Source organism: Bacillus sp. FSL M7-1345 (assembly GCF_038006985.1).
GTDB lineage: Bacteria > Bacillota > Bacilli > Bacillales > Bacillaceae_G > Bacillus_A > Bacillus_A cereus_U.
Window position 1 is genome coordinate 932,972 of record NZ_JBBOWG010000001.1, and the last position, 20,923, is coordinate 953,894.

Here is a 20,923-nt window from a genome sequence, read left to right on the forward strand (position 1 = left end):
TGCGGCGAACTGTTTTCTTAATTGTTACAACCCAAAATAAGGAATTGTAAAAAAGTATGATTCCTAAAAGGTTATAGTTGATCTTTTCCTCACTTTTTATTATAATGAAGCATAGATAAATAAAATACCGAAAGGATGTTCGTGTATTTATGGTGAAAGTAGTAGAACTTTTTGCGGGAGTAGGAGGTTTTAGATTAGGACTGGAAGCAAATGAAAACTTTGATGTTCTTTGGGGAAACCAATGGGAACCCTCAACTAAAGCACAACATGCATTTAATTGTTATGCAACTCGCTTTGAAAATAAAGGAATACATGTAAATAGAGATATAGCTGAAGCTTGGCCGGAAATACCTGAGCATGATTTATTAGTAGGGGGCTTTCCTTGTCAAGATTATTCTGTAGCACGTACTTTATCAAATGAAAAAGGAATACAAGGGAAAAAAGGTGTTCTTTTTTGGGAGATAATGAACATAGTTAATTCTCGCAAGCCAAGATTTGTTTTGTTAGAGAATGTAGATAGATTATTGAAGTCACCAGCAAAACAAAGAGGCCGTGATTTTTCTATTATGCTGGCTAGCTTTAGAGATGCAGGATATGCAGTTGAATGGAGAGTTATTAACGCTGCGGACTATGGAAATTCACAAAGAAGACGAAGAGTATTTATTTTTGCGTACTTAAAAGAATCTCATTTCGCATCTGTTCAAAATGGAATGAAGTCGTTAGAGATATTGTGTAAACATGGATTCTTCGCTCCGATTTTTAATGTGCATGAAGCACCAAAGGAAAACAAAAAAAGAGGGCAATTTGAGTTGCCGGTCGATATTATTGAGGTTTCTGATACATTTAAAGAGGAATACTATAATTCTGGTGTGATGATAGATGGACAAGTATATACTGAAGAAGTAGTTCCAGTAACTGAAAGTCCAGAGACTTTAGGTGAGGTTGTTCAGAAAGTATATGATAAATTTGGCCCTGCTGATGAATCATATTATTTGAAAATGGATAAGGTTAACAAAAAGGGAAGAACGGAATTTGAGGAACTGAAGTATCTTAAAGGTCCTAAAAAAGAAGAAAGAGTATCAAAGGCGACGGGTCATAAATACTTCTACGCTGAGGGAGGAATGGCTTTCCCGGATGATTTAGATAAGCCTGGACGTACAATGTTAACAAGTGAAGGAACATGTAATAGGAGTTCACATGTAATCGAAGATCCTTATACGAAAAAATTAAGATATTTAACACCTGCAGAATGTGAACTGTTAAATGGTTTCCCGATGGATTGGACGAATACGGGGATGCCGCAAAGAAATAGATACTTTTGTATGGGAAATGCTTTAGTGGTTGATTTGGTGGAGCGAATGGGTCAAAGGATTTTAGAGATTAACAAAGAAGAAGAGAAGATGGATAGTATTGTGCAGTTGAGTTTATTCTAAGAAATAAATAGGGCACATGCTTATTAGATATTTAAAATAATAAAGTATGGGAATAACCTGATTCTATAGCTAGCTATAGAATCAGGTTATTTTTTATGCAAGTTTTTAATTGAGAAGGGAGTAGTTAATAGGGAAATAATCAAATTTATCGCGGAGTAGCAATCCACTAATTTCCTTTGTACTTAATACCAACAATTCCTCTATAGATATTGTATAATATGGAATATATTCGAAACGTATTTTTATATTAAGAGGTGTTACATCATTGGAGAAATATACATTTGATTTTCTACAAGAGATATTCCCTGAGTTAGCGGAAATTGGTAGGGATATTGAAAATATTTTTTATCAAGATCCCCAATCGGTTTTAATTAAGGGAAGAATATTTTCAGAGTTATTATCAAAACGCATTGCGGAAGAGCATGAATTGTACGACGTACAATATTTAAAACAAGTAGATCGTATTCAAAAACTAGAAAGAGAAGATATTTTATCAAAAGAAATTTCACGTTCATTTGATACGGTTCGCTATTTAGGAAATAAAGCGGCACATGAACATATTGAAAGTGGAGTAGAGAGTGCTTTTAAAATGCATAAAAATCTATTCCAAATTGCAGTGTGGTTTATGGAGGTATACGGGAGTTATGAGTTTGTCGCTCCGAAATATAAACACCCACAGCCGAAGAGTAGTGTACATATTGTGGAGAAATTAGAAGAAAAGATATCTGCTAGTTTAGAAGAAAAGTTAAAAGTGCTAATTGAGATTGCAAGCAAACAAAATACGCCAAACCAAACCGAGGAATTAATAGAGATAAATAACCCTGAGATTGCAGTAGGATTAGAAGTTGAAGATAAACAATCTGTGGATAATGAGGAAGAAACAGACAACCATTTTGGGTATGATGATTTTATTTTTGGAGAAGGAGAGAGCTATTTACTGGCAGAAATCTCGAAGCTGAAAGAATCATCTCAAGAGGCAATCGAAAATCCTAATGAATTTAGTTCTTTTAAGGATTATTTACATGTTGAAAGAACGATACAGAACGATATGATGTTGGCTCTAACAACAGCAGCAGGAGAAAATACAAGTCAATTGATTTTCTTGTGTGGTAGCGTTGGAGATGGGAAATCACATTTATTATCGTATGTGAAAAATAAATATCCTGAATTGATGGAAGAATTTTCGGTTCATAATGATGCTACGGAAAGTTTTGATCCGCAAAAGAGTTCTCTTGATACATTAGCGGAAGTGTTAAAGCCGTACAGTGATAGTGAGATTGATAGTTCTGGATGTAAGCTAATTTTAGCTATTAATTTAGGGGTGCTGCATAACTTTATTGAATCAGATTATGCAAAAGAGCACTATCAAACTTTAACGAAATTTATTGAGGACTCAGGAATATTCGAGGCGAATGAGGTTGCTACGAATCAACAAAGCAGTAACTTTCACTTAATTAGCTTTAGTGATTATCAACCTTTTGAATTAACTAGTGAGGGGCCAAAATCAGATTACTTTTCATCTATTTTAAAGCGAATTGTAGTCGATTCAGAAAGAAATCCATTCTATCAAGCTTATTTGAAGGATAAGAAACGTGGTATAAATGGATTCTTCATGGTGAATTATGAGTTATTGCAACAGCAACAGATAAGAGATGGTGTTTTAAGCATATTAATTGAAGCAATAGTTAAGCATAAGATGCTTATTTCGACACGCTCCATGCTTAATTTTATTTATGATATTTTAGTACCTTCTCATGGGAATGAAGATTTTCTTGGGGCAGGTATGATGGAAAAAACAGAAGCTTTATTGCCGAATTTATTATTTGATGGTCAAGAAAAATCAAATCTACTAGCAGTGATTTCTAAAATGGATCCTATTCATCTTCGATCAAATAGTTTAGACCAGATGCTAATTGAGCTAAACAACTCAGTAAATATGAAGAATACTTTCCAAAAACATTTAGTTCTAGAAGGGCTTGATAAATGGGCAAATGGGCTAGAAGAGATGGGACCTTTCTTTGAGTTAAGTGATTCATCTAGGCAGGTATTCAATAAAACGTTAATACGCATGTCATTCTTTTTATCCCCAGCTTTAAATGAGATATTCGCGGATGAAAATTATAAGGAATATATGGAATATTTATATGCCTTTAATAAAGGAAATCGATCCGATTTAAGAGATATGTATAATTTAGCGAGAAAATCGATTTTCTTATGGAATGGAAGTCCGAAGTCAGATTATGTGTTTATGGATTATTCAAATGACACTACTCAGGTTGCACAATCACTTAAGGTTAAACCGGTTGTAGGACATTTGAAGGGAACAGCACTAGAGGTATTAAATCGATTTAAATTAAATATATTACTTGCCTTTTCTAACGAAGATAAAGTAAATCCCGTATATTTAGAAATAGATTATCCGCTATATGAAATGATGGTTAAACTTTCAAAAGGTTATCGTCCGAATAAAAAGGATAAAGAAGATTGTATTCAGTTTGTTGAATTTGTGGATAAGATAATGAAATTAGGAAATAGAGAAAAAGAATTATTGTTTGTTCAATCTAATGAAAATGGAATGTTTAAACTAACATACGATGAAGATTTTGAAGAATTTACGTTTAGAAGGGATTAGAAAATGATTGTAAGAGAGAATTTAGAGCATTTGAGAAGTTCTTTAAGTATTAAACCAGAAAAATTAGGATTAAAACATACAATAAATAAAAAAACGCCTCTGTTACCTTTCTCTACACGAGGAACAGAGCGGGCAAAATTTGTTAAAGGATTTCAGGGAGTATTAGGAGAATTCACACGTCTTGTTAGCGGGAATAAACTGAAAATGGAAGTTAATCTAGAAGAACTTATTGGAGAGATTAGTGAATCTGTTGATGTCTCGCAGCAAGATAGGTCGCACTTTGAACAAATATTACGTACTTTTTTACAAGATAGTGACAATACAATTAAAATTTTTCATTTGCATTTATTTCAATATTTACCGTTAAGTGAAAGTGCAGATAAAAAAGGAGAACAAGATATTGCTAGGTTTCTTTTAGATGTCTTATTAGGTGAAAAAGAAACAGTAAAAGAGATTTTTGGAAAAAGTGATTCAACAGATTTAATGTCACGTCTTGTGTTAAAGCGATTGGATCATTTAGAGAAAGATGAAAAAGAAATCCGTTATGTTAATCAAATTCCATTTATTTCGAAGATATTCAAAGAAGATTTTCAATTTTTAGCGGAGCATAAAGATTATTTTAGAAACCATTATCACTTGTTTCTTAGTTATTATTACTTCTTATATATTACTCAATTGACTTTAAAACTTTCACAAGGTGGGAAAGCGAACTTTAGTGAGAACAACGAAGTTTATTTTACACTCGACTGGGAGTCTACGAGTAAGAATAGAAAAGGTTATACTCATGGTTATCAAATGATTAAAGATACAGGTAGACATTTACTACTTCATATTAATTGCTTAGAGCATTTAAATTTCTTAATGGGAGTAGAAAAAGCAGGCGGCTATCCTGAATTGAAGGCAACATATCAGCAATTATCCGATGAGGATAAAGAAGTATTTTTAGAGATGCTTTGTGATTGGGTTATGGAATATAGAAGACATTTAGGTCTTGGGATGTATGAAGAAAATTTAGAATTAGAATATGATACGCTTGTACAATCTTTATTCCATAGTATAGAAGAAGCTTATGAAAAAGATACGATGCAAGGACCTCGACATAGATATTCTTTATCAATAGAAGAGATTGGAAAAAAATATTTCTTAAAAACTCGAGGTTCACTTGGTTATATGCTTAATATTAGTCAAGATATGTTATTGCTACTAACAGCATTAAGTTTGAAAAAGGAAAGAAAACCTTTGAAGCAAGTATTTATAGATTTAGAGGCTAGAGGTTTATTCTTTGATCGATACTCAAAAGAAGAAATTGTACAGTTATTTGATAAGCTGAATTTAATAGACAAAAAAAGTGATAGCGGTGATGCACAGTATGTTAAACCAATTTTATAATTATCTTTCAGATAAACTAATAAATTATTTAAAAGCGGAAAATCTTAGAGGTGGAGAGCGATTTTATCTTCAATTTGATAATCATGAACAAGTGAAAGCGTTTTATGACACATTAAAAGAACAAGATTTATCGCAGGCGTTTTATTATCAGCATAAGCAAGGTGCTCCATACGAAACGATTGCTATTAGGATTTCAGAGGAAATGAAGGTAGTTGTTGCGACTACATCAGAAAATGTTACTCCTGACTTTTTAGTAACACTTCGTAATGAAGTCGGTGAACAAAAGGATGTTTGGGAAAAAACAGCTTTACTTAGTATATGTCATGAGACACTAGACAGTATTAAGGGTGGTAGCAGTGATTTACAAAAAGAAGGCATGCCATTTAATGTAAAATCAATTTTGAAAACATTAAAAGAAGAAATTGAAACTTCTGATCTAAACAAAGAAGAAAAGGAAGTACTATCATTTTATTTACGTAAAAAATTAGATGATACAATTGTGCGACCATCTCTTTGGGATTATGAAGAAATTCTTGGATTTTTATCAAAGCAAGAAATTGTGAGAGAAGATTATTCTAATTTAGGCATTTTCTATGATGAAAATTTAAATCAATTTACTTCAGCTCAAATGAAAAAAAGGCTAGAAGAAAATGCTTCATTTTTTGAGAAAGTACAACATATGCAAGAGTATGAGCATTTAGAGAGTCAATTAGAAAAATTATTCGATGAGAAAGGTGTTTCCCGTCTGAAGAAAGAAGATTGGAAGCAAACGGATTATAATTTTGTTAAAGAGTCTAACGACAATTTGATTGCAACAGATCGTCCGTTAGATTACATTGAATCAACCAAGAAATATTCAAAAGAGGGTCTGTTGTACTGGGAGAAAGCACAGGCTGATACAAAGGCTGGACGACGTAAACGACATATCGTTGTTTTTAATCCTACACAAATAGAAAACATTAACATAAACTTTGAGTTTGAAGAAAAATTGAAGAAGGAATACATTCATAAAAATTCACAGGATTTTTGTGGGGTATCTGGGAAAAAACTATATGTAAATTTAGTGCATAAGCAAAATGGAACCTCATTCCATAAAGTTGTATATACACATAAAATGCAATCTAAGTCAAAGTATGAGTTTCATATTGCTGTTGTAGAATGTGAAGCCGCATTTTTACAAGCTCTCCAAACAATTTATGAAGTGAATGTGAATACGAAAAATGTAGTTATGAATAAAGCAGAAGAAAGTATTGTTTTTGGAGATATTTCTAGTGAGCCAGAAGAAATATTTATTGAAGAAGATGCACAGATTATAAATTGGCAAGGCGGAAGCTTTGAAGTCTCAGATTCTTCTCCGGCATGGAACGATGATAGCTTATCGTTTTCTATTCAGGTTGGAACATCTCTAATTCCTATTCTTATTAGAGAGCAAATTGCAAAGACTGTTCCAGTTTCAGGAGAAAGAGTGTGGAAATTAAAGAGAGAGAATCAAGAAAGCTTTGAGTATAACCGTGATACAAATAAATTAAAACAGGGTGCAAGAGAATTTTCAGCGCGAGAAGGATTTCGAAATTATTTACAAGATGAAAGAGTATGGATTGAAAATGAAATCTCTTTTGCGATTAGAGGAGTATCAGGTCTAAATAAGGTTGAATTATCAATTAATCCATCATTGAGAGATGCGTACCAAGAACTATTAAATTACTATAAATTTAATAATACGGTTCCTAGTCTTTGTTTTGTGGACAATCAATTAAGAGAGTTGTCTATAAGATACTTGAAAGCTTTTAATGAAAGTGTTGCCAATATACAAGAAAATGTAATGTTAAAAGAAGAAGAGAAAAATTTATTTAAATTGGGAGTTATTGAGGAGGAACAAAGGGTTGTATTAACGCCGTTACATCCTCTTAATGTTGCCTACCAATTAAATATTAACGATGAAATTAAAAATGAAGTAATTGAGATGCACATTTTAAATCGTCTGCATCCTAACAATCTATTGCCATATATATATGGACAGAATGAGGAATTGTATCGTCCAATTGCTCAAAATGAAGCTCCCGAGTGGATTGTCTATGAACCGCTTCATAAGGTAGCGATAGGTGAATCTAATGCATTTCTCGCTAACGTAGTTGAGGAAAAGCTTCAACAATTTGTGGAGCATTTCCAATACTTATTTTTACAAGAATCTAAATCTCCGATAAGAATCAATGTTATTAATATCAATAATGATAAAGAAGTTGTAAGAGGTTTAGTACATTTTATTAAGAAGCAAATAGATAAAAAGGGACCATCCAAAATTATACCGGTAGAGGTTGCTTTATATCATGAAAATAATATATTAAGTGCCTTTGAAAAGTTTTCTATATATGATGATGTTCAAAAGTTCGAGGAGTTCTTTGAATTATCGTTAGCATCAAAGAATCTTGATGCTGTAGATGTATTAAGATTGATTCGAGAAAATGTTTTTTATTATAAACTTATAGGTACGAAAGAATATGGTTATGCTCATATTTCGTTCTATAAAATGATTTCAAATGAGAAGCATGCAAAAAGTACAATGGAGGATATTGAGACGGGCTTATCATTAAATGGAATGTTATCCTCTCTATCATCTATTAGTACAGAAGTAGATTATCGTACAGGTTTTGGATTGAAAAATGTATTGAATGATGAACACTTGTTGATTCAAACTGCTAGCTGTATGAATGAACTGGGAAGTAATTTAAATAACGATGGTACAAACCCTTACCGTAAGAATGAAACAATTGTTACGAGAACTTCTACTTATGATGAACAAGTTCTTGAACATTTATATGAGTCTTCTTATTGGGTAACATTTATTGAGCCTAATGTTGGTTTGGATTTCTTCCAAGATTCATCACGCAATTTATTGGTCATTCATTATAGTGATCAATATTCTTCATCAAGTCAGTACGATGCAATTACAGTAACGGATAAAGCAAGACAATACCGATCAGTTATTGAACAGTATTTGGCAGAAAAAGAAATTGTTTCGACACCTGAAAAAATTAATACAGCTATTAGAGCTTTCAATAGTTTAAATGGTGAGTGGTTGCTACGAATTATTGGAAGTAAAGGACAATTCTCAAGAGAAAAGTTAAGCATCATTTCGGCTGTGAAATATATATTAAGTACTTTAGATCATGAGAATATCTTATGGATTCCTATCTCATTAGAAGAAATATTGCGTGTTGCTGGAGCGGTAAAATTAACGAAGAGTGAAGGGGTATTTTCTGCAAAAAATCTTGGTGGAAAAGGTGCACATAGTGACGATTTACTGTTAATTGGGATAGAAATGCAAGATAATAATTTATCAGTGCATTATTATCCAGTAGAAGTAAAAATCGGTTTAAATCAAGAAAGTGCCATTGCAAAAGCGAAAGAGCAAATCAATGCAACTAAGCAATTATTTGACACACAACTTTCTAAAGTAAGTGAAGATGGTTTACATGTATTTAAACATAAGTTTTTCCGGAACTTTTTTGTGCAGTTATTGCTAGCTAATGCCGAAAAGTTTATTGCAAATAACATTTGGCCAGAAAAATCTTATGAAAAAATTGAAGAACTAAAGAAAAGATTATTAAATGACGATTATGAAATGAATGGACATTTGGATAGTAAAATTGGAAAAGGTGCGATTTTATCATTCAAAAAAGAACAAGCATGGAGATCAGTTAAAATAGAAGAAGATATTCTGTTAGTGGAATTAACAGAAGAGGATGGATATGAAGGGGTCGTAGAAGAAATTGAGGTAATCAAAACGAAAATCCATTCTGGTGGAACTGATATTAATCCAGATAGATTATTGAATAAGAATCATGATTCTAATCAAGAGTTAAAAAATCCTAGCAATAAAGTCGTTCCAACTGTACCTCATTCTGAAGAAGAAAAAGAAGAAAAAGAAGAAAAAGAAGAAAAAGAAACAAAAGAAACAAAAGAAACAAAAGAAACAAAAGAATTAAAGGACATCCGCGTTTTGTTAGGAACAGTAGAGGGATCGACTCAAGAAATATATTGGGAATTTGGAAATCCAGAGCTAGCAAATAGACATATTTTAATTTCGGGTAAATCAGGGCAGGGTAAAAGCTATTTCATTCAATGTTTACTTCTTGAACTGGCGCAAAATGGAATTTCTAGTATGATATTTGACTATACAGATGGATTCAAGAATTCTAAGTTAGAACCGGAATTTAAAGAGAAACTTCAAGGTAATATTGAACAATTTTTAGTAGCAAAAGACAAATTTCCAATAAACCCATTTAAACGAAATCAAAAAGAATTGGATGAGGAAATTTATATTGATGAAGATAATACAGACATTGCTGAAAGAATCAAAAGTGTATTTGCAGCTGTATATAGAGGATTAGGTAGTCAGCAACAAAATACTATATATGAGGCGGTAATGCGTGGTTTAGTTAAATATGGTGACAATATGAATTTGGAATTTTTATTAGCAGAACTAGAAGAAGATACTTCAGGCCCTGCAAAAACAACAAAATCACTAATTAAACCATTTATCGATAAAAATCCATTTAATCATAGTGCTGTATATGATTGGGGAGAAATACTAAACCAAAAAGGTAAAGTATTTATTGTACAATTAACAGGCTTTAATAGAGATGTACAGCTCATGATTACAGAGTTTATCTTATGGGATATTTGGAATTATCAATTGCACCATGGAGATAAAAATAAACCATTCCCAGTTATATTAGATGAAGCACAAAATCTTGATCATAGAGAGAAATCACCAAGTGCCAAAATTTTAACCGAAGGAAGAAAATTTGGCTGGTCAGGTTGGTATGCAACACAATCATTAAAAGGCCAATTTACAACGGATGAAATTTCACGACTACAGAATTCAAGTCAAAAAGTGTATTTCATGCCACCAGAAAATGAAATTAGTGCCATTGCATCAAATCTTGCTCAAGATTCTGCTATACGTAAAGAGTGGGAAAAACGACTTGCAACATTGAAGAAAGGTCAATGTATCACTTCTGGACCAATGTTACAGAAAGATGGTACGTTGAAGTCGGGTAGTCCCGTAATTATTAATATTAGTGCGTTGCAGGATAGATTGAAGTAATAATTTAATAGTGATATGAAAGTTTTAGAAAACCACCTTGGACGGTATATTTGTTTGAGGTGGTTTTTGTATTTTTAAAATATGTTGAAACCTCGAAATAGTAGGAGGCCATCCTTGTCAAGTTTTTTAAAATTCTTAAGTGATTTTCATAGCGATTAAGAGGTGGAGAAATTCACAACTAGGTAAATTTTGATATTTAAAGAGCGTGTGGATAGTTGATCTTTTAATTTAGTAAGGGATATAATAAGAGAATCATAAAATTGAAAGGGGGAAATAGATGTGTATTTTATGATTCATTTGACCGGTATCTCAATTCTTTTGTTCCTTTATTGGTGTATCGCTAATCAATATATTGTAGTTAAATGGAATGTTATTGTTAAGAAGTTTAATGAGAATGTAGTGTTTGGGATATTTATTACATGTATGTTATTTTGGATGCAGTATTTATTCCAATTGCTTTATGATAGATAATCAGCTTTATTAATGAGGTAATATAAACACAATGGGGTGATAAAAGAAGCAATGAATAAGATGTAGTCCATAATCAGACAGCTCCCCATTAGTAATAAAATAGGGAAGCTGCCTTTCTATTTTATTCTTTTTTCATTGAGTATCGCCCAAATATAAGTTCTTCATCTATCCTCTTTTGTTAATTTTAATAAGTCTTCAATCAGCTTTGGTGTATCTTCGAAGACAAAGACTTGATATTTGTTATTTTCGCGATTTCGCATTGTGTGGTGTAGGTCGTGACCAGCTCGAACTAAATCCATTGCGAGACTTTTTTTATAGATGTTTTTTAATTTTGGTTTTTCTTCTTTCTGTGGTTGATCAGTTGTTTTTTCAAGCTCATTGTTAAGTGGTTCAGCGTTTTGTTGTTCCCAGCCAGAAAGGAATTTTATATATACTTTTTGCATGGCTGCTGGTGTTAAATGTGTGTAAATATAATAGTCATCTGTAACAAAGATATTTTTCTTTTTACTTCCATTTTTAGATTCAAAGAATGAAAGATTTGATGTTCGGATGCCTATAATTTCAATTGTTCTAATTGTTTTTTTTAAATCTTTTTCCAAGAAATATTGCCAAAAGTTACGGAAGATTTGCGCATGTGATTTTTCTTCCCACTTAATTTTTTCACCATCTACGTTCATTTCGAATACATGGTTGCTCATTTGAAACCGCTCCTTTATTAGTAGATATATAATGTTTATTATAACGTGTGAAAATAATCATGGGCCACGTAAGTACTGTTTGATTCCCTTAGTAGTAATCATATCGTGTAATCCTAATTATGAACGAAAATGCTATAGACAAGGTTATAAGAAATTGAATAATAAAAGGTAGTACTATTGAAGAGAAGTAAACTTAACTAATAGTTCAAATGGATTGAGATAGTTGAACTATTAGTATGAAAAGATATTTGATATTGAGTTTGATTAAGTAAAAGATAATTTAAGTCTAGATAATCGTATTTTGTTAAAAAGAATTGAATAGTTATGTTTTACTAATACTTCTATAGTTTTTGTGAACCTCAGGAAATTCAATCTTTTAGGAAGAGCCTCTAAATAATTTAGGGGGGCTCTTTTATTTCGCCGTTTAAGATATGAGTCGAGGCGATTTTATAGATCAAATTCTAAAAGAAGAGATTAAAAATATAAGTAATGCAGTTTTACGACATGTATTATAACGGGACAAAATTAGTATTCCAGCAATACTAGTAGATAAGATTGGTATCAATTAATAAAATTTAAAATAGAGTTTTGCAATAATAAAAAAGAAGAGGAATTAGGACTTAGTTGTAGGACAGTTATAAAAGTGAAAGATGTAATTAGGTATGAATAAGAATTTATAGTTTTGTATAGCCCCTCCCATACCCCTACAAAGCCCCTACCAAGTAATAAATCACTAATAAAAAACACAACAAAACAAAAACAACTACAAAGACCGTAGTAGTTGTAAAAATTTTTTTGAAATAACACGCCAAAAACCCACCCCTCCTCCCTATATATAGTACAAAGAAGAATTTTTTACTTTTGAATGAGGACGGGAGGAATTTGGATGGCGGTGTATCGTAATGTGCAGGTGAATTTTTGGCAGGATGATTTTGTTTTGGATTTGACGCCGGAGGAGCGGTATTTTTATGTTTACTTGTTAACTTGTTCGAAGACGACGCAGTGCGGGATTTTTCCGTTTCCGAAGCGGTTAGCTGAGATGGAGACTGGTTATAATCGGGAAACTGTTGATAAGCTGGTGCAGCGCTTTATTGATTATGGAAAGATTCTTTATGATGCGGAGACGCGGGAGTTATTTATTTTAAATTGGCTTCGTTATAATCCTGTGACGAATACGAATGTGGAGAAGTGTGTGCTTCGTGAGCTGAAGGGTGTGAAGAATAAGGAGTTTGTACATATGTTTCTTCGTAAGTGCGTGGAGGAGGAGCTGAATGTTCCGATGCTTTTAGCACATTTCGGTATGCCTGGCGATTTGGCTGTTCATGATATTGATCCGGTTTGTGAAGAGGCGGAGGAAGAAGAGGTCGCCCAGGAAGAAACGGGAAGTAAGGTGTTCACGTTTTATGAGCAACATTTCGGTAGTTTGTCTCCTCATACTGTGGAGGAACTGAGTGCGTGGATGGAAGATTTGTCAGAGGAGCTTGTGCTGAAGGCTCTTCAAATTGCGTTTGAGAATAATAAGCGGACGGTTGCTTATGTGAAGGGGATTTTGAGGGGCTGGCACGGGAAAGGGTTTACGAAAGTGTGTGAGGTTGAGGCGGATACGACTCAGTTTAGGAAGAAGGATTCGTCTGTTAGTACTGGGGAGACGGAGGAGTTTTTGACGAGGTGCGAGGAGTGGGAGAAGAATGCACTGTCAGAGGAAGAGTTGCAGCGGTTTTTAGCGGAACGCGGGTGGCGTCCATGAGTATTCAAAATGTGGAGGCGGAAAAGACGGTGTTAGGTTCTCTATTACTTGATGGAGAGCTTATTAAGGAGTGCCGTTTGACGGAGCATTATTTTTCTATGCCGGTGCATAAGTCTATATTTCGGTTAATGCGAAAAATTGAAGATGAAGGGCAACCAATTGATCTTGTGACGCTTGTTTCTCGGATGAATCCTAATTTTTTGGAGAATATCGGGGGAATGGAGTATTTTATAGCATTAATAGAGGGTGTACCTACGACTAGCAACTTTTCTTATTATGAGGGGCTTGTTCGAGGTGCATGGAAAATGTATCAGGCTGGCGTTCTCGGGCACAAGATGGGAGAGCGTCTTATTGCGGAGAAGAATGAGAAAATTATTGGTGAGACGATTACGGCGCTTTGTGAGTTAGAGGAAAAGGACTATGTATGTGAGTTTGATTTGAAGGATGCTTTAGTTGGGCTATATGAGGAGCTTCATCAAGATACGAAAGAGAATACTGGTATTGAGACTGGTTATACATCGCTAAATAAGATGACGTGCGGATTGCAGGAAGGTGATTTTGTCGTTCTTGGAGCGCGTCCTTCTATGGGAAAAACGGCATTTGCGTTAAATATCGCACTGCATGCGGCGAAGTCTGGAGCGGCGGTTGGGTTGTTTTCGTTAGAGATGAGTAGTAAACAATTGTTAAAAAGGCTGGCGTCTTGCGCGGGTGAAGTGTCAGGAGGTAGGCTGAAAAATCCGAAGCATCGTTTTACGATAGAGGACTGGGAAAAGGTGAGTAAGGCGTTTGCGGAAATTGGTGAGTTGCCACTTGAGATTTATGATGAGGCAGGCGTTACAATGCAGGATATTTGGATGCAGACTCGTAAGTTAAAGAGGAAGCACGGTGATAAAAAACTTTTAGTTATTGTAGATTATTTGCAGCTCATTACGGGCGATCCGAAGCATAAGGGCAATCGATTTCAAGAGATTAGTGAAATTTCACGTAAGCTTAAGTTGTTAGCGCGTGATTTAAATGTTTGTATAGTGGCGTTATCGCAATTGTCTCGTTCCGTAGAGTCACGGCAAGATAAGCGTCCTCTTTTATCTGATTTAAGAGAGACGGGACAAATTGAGCAAGATGCGGATGTCATTATGCTTATGTATCGTGAAGATTATTATGATAAGGAAACGATGCAGAAAGAGATGACGGAGATCCATGTGGCGAAGCATCGGAATGGGCCTGTGGGTAGTTTTAAGCTGAGGTTTTTGAAGGAGTTTGGGCGATTTGTGGAGATGGTGAACTAGTGGGAGGGGAAGATGTTTTGAAAATAGTATTTGTATGTGAACCAAAGTTGTAACGGCAATTTTATAAGTTATATAATAAAGAAAATGATAACTAATAGTTAAGGGGGATTAGCTATTGGCAGGGAATGATATTTCTTATCATAATAAAGATATTCTTATGAAGTTTTTAAGTGAATGTTATAAAGATAAAGGGCTTGAAGCATATGGATTAAAAGGTTTTCCAAAAATAAAAGAATTGTTGCCAAATGAATTTCCGAGAGTTCGTGCAGATCAAAGGCGCTCAGATACTTTATTTGAAATGGAAGATGGTTCAATCTTAATGTTAGAGTATGAAAGTAATAACCGTTTCCTTGAAAATCATTTGAAGTATATGGATTATGCGAATCAAATTATGTATCGTTATTATAATAAGAACAAAGAGTTAGCTGATATTCGAATCGTGGTTATTTATACAAGCGAGGTAATGAATCCAATAGAAGAAATAGATGTATGTAGCATACGTTTAAATTCCAAAGCTGTTTTATTAAGCGAATACAATGGTGATGCTATCCTTCAAAAGGTTATTAGGAAAATGGAAGAAGGAAAATCTTTGACGGATGAAGAAACCATGAAATTAATACTTGTACCACTTATGCATAGTAGAGAAAAAAGACAAATTTTAATTGAGAAGACGATAGAAGTAGCAAAATGTATCTCCGATGAGCAAGAACAAATTCAAGTTATTGCTGGAATTCTTGTAGCTACGGATAAATTTATTGATGAAGACTACGCAAAAAAGGTAAAGGAGTGGTTACGGTTGACAAAAGTTGGTCGTTTATATGAGCAAGAGAAGCAAGAAGAAATTGATAAAGCTCTTTCTGCAGCTGGAATGCTCTTTAAGGGAATGAGTATAGAAGAAGTAGCTAAGAAATTAGATGTAACAATTGAAAAGGTGAAAGAGTGGGAGAAGCGTTTATCCCATTAAAAGGGAGCAATGTTTAGTGTTGCTCCTTTTTTATTTCTTGTGACATAATGCGACAAAATTTGAGCCGTAGCTTTGTTAAGATGTGCTTGGGAATCTTAATATATATGTAATGGAAGGTAGTTGAATATAAAAAAGTTAAGGACACTTGTTTGAGGGAGTGCTGTGGTATTCAGTTTAGTAGTCTGTCATAGTAAGACAGGTGATTCTGTAACAGGGAAAGGCGGGGATACATACGAGTATACGGTTGCGGCGTTTGGAGTATGAAACTGATTGTCGCCAGTTGGATAAAAATAGCAACGGAGACTTTGGAGCAAGTATATGGGATAATGTCGCCGGAAATTTGCTGTAGGTAAAACACAAATAGGAATGAAGTAAGGAGCAGATATTCAAAATGAAACGTACAACAGAATTTGTATTAGGACTTATTGGTGGTATTTTCGGTATTTTATGCGCGTTTATTGCGTTATTTATTGGTGGGCTTGGTTCTGCTTTAGATGCGGATGGAGCGAATACACTTATCGGTTTAGGCTGGGGAAGTGTTCTTCTCTCTATAGTAGGAATTTGTGGATCTGTTGTAGTGAAGAGTAGAGCCAAGCTTGGCGGTGCGATGATGACAGTGGCTGCAGTTGGTGGATTAATTTGTATTTCTTTCTTTTATATTTTACCGGCCATTCTCCTGTTTATTGGCGGGTTAATGGGGATTTTGCGTAAAGAGAAAAAGCTAGTTTCCGCATAATGACGGTGAACTGTTACATGCAGTTCATCTAGTCTATGTAAAATAATAGGTTGAAAATCTAAATACCCGACTATTATATGAAATAATAGTCGGGTATTTGTTTTTTCTAATGAACCTAGACATGTGTGGTTACCTACTCCACATTCTTCTTATAACTAACCCGCAATAACCCCTTAAAATCCACCTCAGCAATCAACACACTTAACAATATAAGCGTCGCCCCTAAGTACCCTTTTCCTGTGAGTGTTTCACCTGTGAAGAAGAAGGCAAAGCCTGCTGAAAAGACAGGTTCTAATGAAAAGATAAGTCCTGTATGTGTGGGCGTCGTGTATTGCTGGGCGATAACTTGCACAATGAATGCGACGGCGGTGCAAAATATGCTTAAGGCTAAGATGATTAGCCATGAGTCGATAGTGCCAGGAAGTTTTGGGGTTTCCATAACTAATGAAAAAATAAGACTAAATAGGCCGACAAAACCGAGTTGTACTACCCCAAGTGCAATTGAATTTACATGTTTTGTTACGTTTCCAGTAATGATGACGTGAATCGCATAAAATAAGGCAGACAGTATGCAAAATATATCGCCGTTACCGATCTTGAATTCACTAGTTAATGTTAATAAGCCGATTCCTATTATCGTTAACACAATTCCTAATATAACTTTTTTCTCAGGAATGTGTTTTAAAAATATAGCTGATAATATTGGAATGAAAATGACTGTGAGACATAGTAAGAAACCGGCATTAGATACACTTGTATACTTTGTACCGAAAGTCGCGAAAATGTAGACGATAAATAAAACGGAAGCTAGTATAAAAGAATATTTTACAGTTTTAAGATCAATTTTGAATAAGTGTTTGTAAAATATTAAACCTGATAAAAGAAAGGCAATAATAAATCGTAATGCGATTAAATTATATTCTTCTATGCCATCAAGTCCAAGCTTTGTAAGTAGGATGGATGCACCCCAAAAAAATGTAACTAGTAGTAGCATTAAATCAGCTTTTAATTGAATTTTCATTTCTATTCCCTCGTTATGTATAATTTATGATCCCATACCCCTATCCCCATTGTTTATTTTAATATTAATTCTGAATATTTGGAACAAAAATTTATCGACGTTTTATTTCATAATAAAAAGGCTATTTTATAATCCGGTTCAATCGGTTTATAAAATAGCCTCTTTTCATTTAAAAGTTCCTATCTAGCAACAATCCAAGCTGCTTTGCAACAACTTCTGGCGGATCGGGAAGTCCTTTCATGAAATAGGTTTCGATTAATGAGTTGGTGGAGGCACTTATCCATTTTTATCGTTGTTTTTAAAAGAACAGATAAAGATGCCTTTCTACATTTCTTTCGTTATATCATACTGCAATAATTGCCGTTGATCATAAAATTTCTCAAAAACGATGCCCATTACATAGAAGAACAATAGACCAAAGCAAATGTGAATGAGTGTAAAGGTAGCTCCAAATGAAGAAAATTCATACACCATAATTGGTAATTTTGCAGTTGTCCAAACGCCTAAGAAAAATACGATGTACCTAATACTTGCGCCTTTTTTAAATAGTAGTGCTGCAATCGGAAAGGCAACATAGAGGGGACCAGCTGCAATTCCGCCTAATAATAGAGAAAATAAGATGCCATATATGCCGGACTTTTCTCCCATGTATTTCATTAGCGTTTCTTTCTTCACCCACTGATCAAGTAACCCTACAAATACTAGGACAGGGGGGAGTAGAAACAACATATCTAAAATGCTATTCCCCGTTAATTGTAATGCGCTCCATCCTAAAGATTGGTTTATAAAAGTTAATAAGAGGAGCCCAAACAGTAATATGAAAAAGAAGCGATATCTTTTTAGTTCCTTCATACCATCACCACCCAAATAATATATGAGAATAGGAGTGACATGAGTAATGCAGATGCATTACGAGCGTAAGCAAAGCTTCGTCCGAATATCTTTTGTTCCATTGGCAAGGTTGTCATTCCTACTGACATTAATGTAGACATGAGTGCCGCAACTTGAGGAAGCCCTGCGCCGTGCTGTATTAACGTATTACCAAGTGGGAACACGACAAAGCTTGGAATGAGTGCCACAGATCCGAGTATTGCTGAATAAATAATACCTAAGAATCCGGACTGTTCTCCAATGATAGAAGAGATAAAGGACGGTGTTAAGATAGAAAGTGATAGTCCGACGAAAAGCATAATGGAGAGCATGGCAGGGAGAAGGTTTTGAAATATTTTCCATGATTTTAATAGGGCAGCTTTCGTTTTATTCCGATCCTTCATAAAAGAAATCCCCGTAAGAATAATGGCCAAAGTGTAAAGGATAGCGCCATTAATCATGATAAGATTCCTTTAAGTCTTTATATTTGTCTAAGAAAAATGATAAGTTTTTCATTTTTTCCTCAATATCCATTTGAAAATCTGCTAATTGTTCTTTTCCGGCTGTAGTAATTTTGTACATCTTTCTCGGCTTATCTGGAACGGATGTACTTACATAAGATTCAATAGCACCTTCGTTTTCTAATTTCTTCAGCGTACGGTAAAGGATGGCACTATCGATTGGATTGACCGGAAGTTCTTCTTCACATTTCTGAAGTAGTTGCCCGCCATAGTTATCACCTTCTGCTAAAAATAACAAAAGAAATGCACCTGTATGTCTTCCTGTATGTTTCATGAATATACCTCCTAGAGTGAATTGGAATATATACTGTTAATGACAGTATACTGTTGTTAACAGTGTATGGTGCATGAAGTGCTATGTCAATTTTAAAATGTTGATTAGTGCAAAGAATAATCCCTGTTCTAATCTTTCTAAATAAAAAAATAAAAGCCTACTGTTTTCTTGTGACAGTGGCTTTCATAGTTGGTAAACTACTATATTACGCTTAGGGAATCTCGCCTTTTGATAGTAACACATATAGGTTAGTTGCATATTGAGAAATAAAAAAAGACACTCTCAAGAGTGCCTCTTATTAGCAGCCGATTCCGCCGCCCCAACAGCTAGCTCCAACGATGATTAATAAAATAAAGAGCACAACAAGTAAGGCGAATCCACCGCCAAAACCACAGCCTCCACCACAACTACCACCATAGCCCATATTAACTCCTCCTTCCATAAAGTCCATATATTAATGGATTTATTTCACTTTATGTTTTTACGGATAAACTTGAGCAGGTCCTTTTGAAAAATAAAAGTACTCGGTATTTTAAGAGAGTTGACGACCTTATTTTTGTCACGAGTATTACGCTTATTACATATGGTATTTTATTCTGTGCATTGGGGGAAAGGAGATCGTTATGGCTAATTCTGAGATGATATTACGTTTACTTACGGATTTAAAGATTGAGCAGCAAGCATTAAGAGAGCAGTTGGAGAAAATGCAAACAGCTTTGACTATTCTTGAAGAAAAATCAACTACTCCTGAAGAAAAACCAGCTGTTACAAAGCAGCGTGGACATTCTGGGTTTCCAACATCTTTTCGTGATTGGAGAGCATCTTCTCAAAAGAATTAAGGAATCTTGTTATAGTAAGTTATACAAAGTCACAAATGAAAAAGTACAGTTTACTGTAGTTAATACAGAGGCTGTACTTTTTGTTATGTTAGTATAAGGTGTGATAGGCGGTTTGTATTTTCTTTGACTATTCCACCTTTAACTCGATCCCTTTATCCAACATATCTCCATTAATTTTCAAAGTTAATCCTTGCGTTTTTTTCGGTACATCGAATACAATGTTCCCTTCTAAATTTTCACTAGGATTAAGAACACCAAATTTAAATGTAGCAGTATTTGCAGCTTTAAGTACTAATTGAGATTCATTAGAAATGTGATATTCTCTTCCGGTACTATCAATTAATTTAAAGTTGTTGCTATTTAGTGTAATGGGTTCCTCGTGACCATTATGTACTCTGACGTCTAATACTTTAAATACACCTTGTGCTTTAACTTCTCCATTACCTATAACATCTAATGAATCGACAGAGCCTATTGATATGTATACACCAGAAGAATCTTCATGGGTGGGAAGCTCTTTTTGAGGATCCTTGTTGCTAAGTTCATCATTTTTTGTTTCTTTAGAAGTCTCCTGTTCGTTTTTCGTGTTACTGCTAGATGTATCATGTGAACTGCAAGCTGATAATCCAAACAAGAATGTGCTACATAATAATGATGTTACTAACTTTTTGTTCATAGTTTGTTCCTCCAAAATAGAAGTACTTTTATGGGTGCCATAATGATTTGATAAATCTATATTTTTCTTTATATGTATTAAATGGTGCACCTTATTATATTGGTTTTGGAATTAAAAGGAAACTTGATGTAAATAAAAAAGACACTGTGAAGTGTCTTTTTTATTTAAGTTATGCGCATTACTTAATAAGACGTTAGTTACTCATCCTGAACATGAGTAACTATGTAGGGTGATTTAATTATAACATTTTAACCAG

The 20,923-nt window shown here is 34.1% G+C and carries 16 protein-coding genes; 9 read left to right on the top strand and 7 right to left on the bottom strand.

Annotated elements, in window-relative coordinates:
* Positions 1-149 precede the first annotated feature (149 nt).
* From dcm to dptH, 4 genes are all read left to right on the top strand, one after another.
* Positions 150-1,433: a DNA (cytosine-5-)-methyltransferase gene (gene dcm, locus MHB76_RS04825; RefSeq protein ID WP_340985836.1), complete on the top strand. Its 1,284-nt coding sequence runs from the start codon at positions 150-152 to the stop codon at positions 1,431-1,433.
* Positions 1,434-1,698: 265 nt separating this feature from the next.
* Positions 1,699-4,065: a DNA phosphorothioation-dependent restriction protein DptF gene (gene dptF / locus MHB76_RS04830; RefSeq protein WP_340985838.1), complete on the top strand. Its 2,367-nt coding sequence runs from the start codon at positions 1,699-1,701 to the stop codon at positions 4,063-4,065.
* Between the two features lie 3 nt (positions 4,066-4,068).
* Positions 4,069-5,454 carry a DNA phosphorothioation-dependent restriction protein DptG gene (dptG, locus tag MHB76_RS04835; RefSeq protein ID WP_002030094.1) on the top strand — a complete coding sequence of 462 codons (1,386 nt, stop codon included), beginning with the start codon at positions 4,069-4,071 and terminating at the stop codon, positions 5,452-5,454.
* The gene (dptH, locus tag MHB76_RS04840; protein WP_340985840.1) at positions 5,435-10,564 is read left to right on the top strand and encodes a DNA phosphorothioation-dependent restriction protein DptH; all 5,130 of its coding nucleotides are present in this window, start codon (positions 5,435-5,437) and stop codon (positions 10,562-10,564) included. Before dptG ends, dptH begins: the two co-directional genes overlap by 20 nt.
* Before the next feature lie 632 nt (positions 10,565-11,196).
* On the opposite strand, the gene MHB76_RS04845 is transcribed toward dptH, so the two are convergent.
* Complete coding sequence (locus MHB76_RS04845; RefSeq protein ID WP_204208889.1) at positions 11,197-11,733, bottom strand: hypothetical protein; 537 nt, start codon at positions 11,731-11,733, stop codon at positions 11,197-11,199.
* Between the two features lie 886 nt (positions 11,734-12,619).
* Here MHB76_RS04845 and MHB76_RS04850 point away from each other — a divergent pair.
* The 4 genes from MHB76_RS04850 to MHB76_RS04865 all read left to right on the top strand — a co-directional run bounded on the left by MHB76_RS04850 (position 12,620) and on the right by MHB76_RS04865 (position 16,466).
* Positions 12,620-13,480, top strand: coding sequence for a DnaD domain-containing protein (locus MHB76_RS04850; protein WP_078175148.1), 861 nt, complete (start codon positions 12,620-12,622; stop codon positions 13,478-13,480).
* A complete protein-coding gene (gene dnaB, locus MHB76_RS04855) occupies positions 13,477-14,766 on the top strand; it encodes a replicative DNA helicase (protein ID WP_340985842.1) in 1,290 nt (429 codons plus the stop codon). The genes MHB76_RS04850 and dnaB overlap by 4 nt, the downstream gene beginning before the upstream one ends.
* A gap of 115 nt (positions 14,767-14,881) precedes the next feature.
* Positions 14,882-15,730 (top strand): transcriptional regulator, encoded by an 849-nt coding sequence (locus MHB76_RS04860; RefSeq protein ID WP_078175146.1) that lies wholly within the window; start codon positions 14,882-14,884, stop codon positions 15,728-15,730.
* Between the two features lie 391 nt (positions 15,731-16,121).
* On the top strand, positions 16,122-16,466 hold the full coding sequence (locus MHB76_RS04865) for a DUF4064 domain-containing protein (protein ID WP_078175145.1): 345 nt from the start codon (positions 16,122-16,124) through the stop codon (positions 16,464-16,466).
* Between the two features lie 133 nt (positions 16,467-16,599).
* Here MHB76_RS04865 and MHB76_RS04870 read toward each other — a convergent pair whose 3' ends face one another.
* The 5 genes from MHB76_RS04870 to MHB76_RS04890 all read right to left on the bottom strand — a co-directional run bounded on the left by MHB76_RS04870 (position 16,600) and on the right by MHB76_RS04890 (position 19,576).
* Positions 16,600-17,487, bottom strand: coding sequence for a DMT family transporter (locus MHB76_RS04870; RefSeq protein ID WP_078175144.1), 888 nt, complete (start codon positions 17,485-17,487; stop codon positions 16,600-16,602).
* Between the two features lie 324 nt (positions 17,488-17,811).
* Positions 17,812-18,339 carry a permease gene (locus MHB76_RS04875; protein WP_340985844.1) on the bottom strand — a complete coding sequence of 176 codons (528 nt, stop codon included), beginning with the start codon at positions 18,337-18,339 and terminating at the stop codon, positions 17,812-17,814.
* Positions 18,336-18,818, bottom strand: coding sequence for a hypothetical protein (locus tag MHB76_RS04880; RefSeq protein WP_078175142.1), 483 nt, complete (start codon positions 18,816-18,818; stop codon positions 18,336-18,338). The genes MHB76_RS04875 and MHB76_RS04880 overlap by 4 nt, the downstream gene beginning before the upstream one ends.
* Positions 18,811-19,152 carry a PadR family transcriptional regulator gene (locus MHB76_RS04885; protein WP_002202937.1) on the bottom strand — a complete coding sequence of 114 codons (342 nt, stop codon included), beginning with the start codon at positions 19,150-19,152 and terminating at the stop codon, positions 18,811-18,813. Before MHB76_RS04885 ends, MHB76_RS04880 begins: the two co-directional genes overlap by 8 nt.
* Positions 19,153-19,450: 298 nt before the next feature.
* Positions 19,451-19,576, bottom strand: a complete 126-nt coding sequence (locus MHB76_RS04890; RefSeq protein ID WP_000540378.1) for a YjcZ family sporulation protein — start codon at positions 19,574-19,576, stop codon at positions 19,451-19,453.
* A gap of 199 nt (positions 19,577-19,775) precedes the next feature.
* Here MHB76_RS04890 and MHB76_RS04895 point away from each other — a divergent pair, with 199 nt between their 5' ends.
* Positions 19,776-19,991 (top strand): hypothetical protein, encoded by a 216-nt coding sequence (locus MHB76_RS04895; RefSeq protein WP_002159059.1) that lies wholly within the window; start codon positions 19,776-19,778, stop codon positions 19,989-19,991.
* A gap of 127 nt (positions 19,992-20,118) precedes the next feature.
* On the opposite strand, the gene MHB76_RS04900 is transcribed toward MHB76_RS04895, so the two are convergent.
* Entirely contained in the window at positions 20,119-20,667 is a 549-nt protein-coding gene (locus MHB76_RS04900) for a DUF4352 domain-containing protein (RefSeq protein ID WP_078175141.1), read from the bottom strand.
* Between the last annotated feature and the right edge of the window lie 256 nt (positions 20,668-20,923).

What these genes read in the sequence shown, in the direction of transcription:
- dcm (WP_340985836.1), top strand. Translation starts at nt 150, where the DNA reads ATGGTGAAAGTAGTAGAACTTTTTGCGGGAGTAGGAGGTTTTAGATTA.
- dptG (WP_002030094.1), top strand. Translation starts at nt 4,069, where the DNA reads ATGATTGTAAGAGAGAATTTAGAGCATTTGAGAAGTTCTTTAAGTATT.
- dptH (WP_340985840.1), top strand. Translation starts at nt 5,435, where the DNA reads ATGTTAAACCAATTTTATAATTATCTTTCAGATAAACTAATAAATTAT.
- MHB76_RS04845 (WP_204208889.1), bottom strand. Translation starts at nt 11,733, where the DNA reads ATGAGCAACCATGTATTCGAAATGAACGTAGATGGTGAAAAAATTAAG.
- MHB76_RS04850 (WP_078175148.1), top strand. Translation starts at nt 12,620, where the DNA reads ATGGCGGTGTATCGTAATGTGCAGGTGAATTTTTGGCAGGATGATTTT.
- dnaB (WP_340985842.1), top strand. Translation starts at nt 13,477, where the DNA reads ATGAGTATTCAAAATGTGGAGGCGGAAAAGACGGTGTTAGGTTCTCTA.
- MHB76_RS04865 (WP_078175145.1), top strand. Translation starts at nt 16,122, where the DNA reads ATGAAACGTACAACAGAATTTGTATTAGGACTTATTGGTGGTATTTTC.
- MHB76_RS04870 (WP_078175144.1), bottom strand. Translation starts at nt 17,487, where the DNA reads ATGAAAATTCAATTAAAAGCTGATTTAATGCTACTACTAGTTACATTT.
- MHB76_RS04875 (WP_340985844.1), bottom strand. Translation starts at nt 18,339, where the DNA reads ATGAAGGAACTAAAAAGATATCGCTTCTTTTTCATATTACTGTTTGGG.
- MHB76_RS04880 (WP_078175142.1), bottom strand. Translation starts at nt 18,818, where the DNA reads ATGATTAATGGCGCTATCCTTTACACTTTGGCCATTATTCTTACGGGG.
- MHB76_RS04885 (WP_002202937.1), bottom strand. Translation starts at nt 19,152, where the DNA reads ATGAAACATACAGGAAGACATACAGGTGCATTTCTTTTGTTATTTTTA.
- MHB76_RS04890 (WP_000540378.1), bottom strand. Translation starts at nt 19,576, where the DNA reads ATGGGCTATGGTGGTAGTTGTGGTGGAGGCTGTGGTTTTGGCGGTGGA.
- MHB76_RS04895 (WP_002159059.1), top strand. Translation starts at nt 19,776, where the DNA reads ATGGCTAATTCTGAGATGATATTACGTTTACTTACGGATTTAAAGATT.
- MHB76_RS04900 (WP_078175141.1), bottom strand. Translation starts at nt 20,667, where the DNA reads ATGAACAAAAAGTTAGTAACATCATTATTATGTAGCACATTCTTGTTT.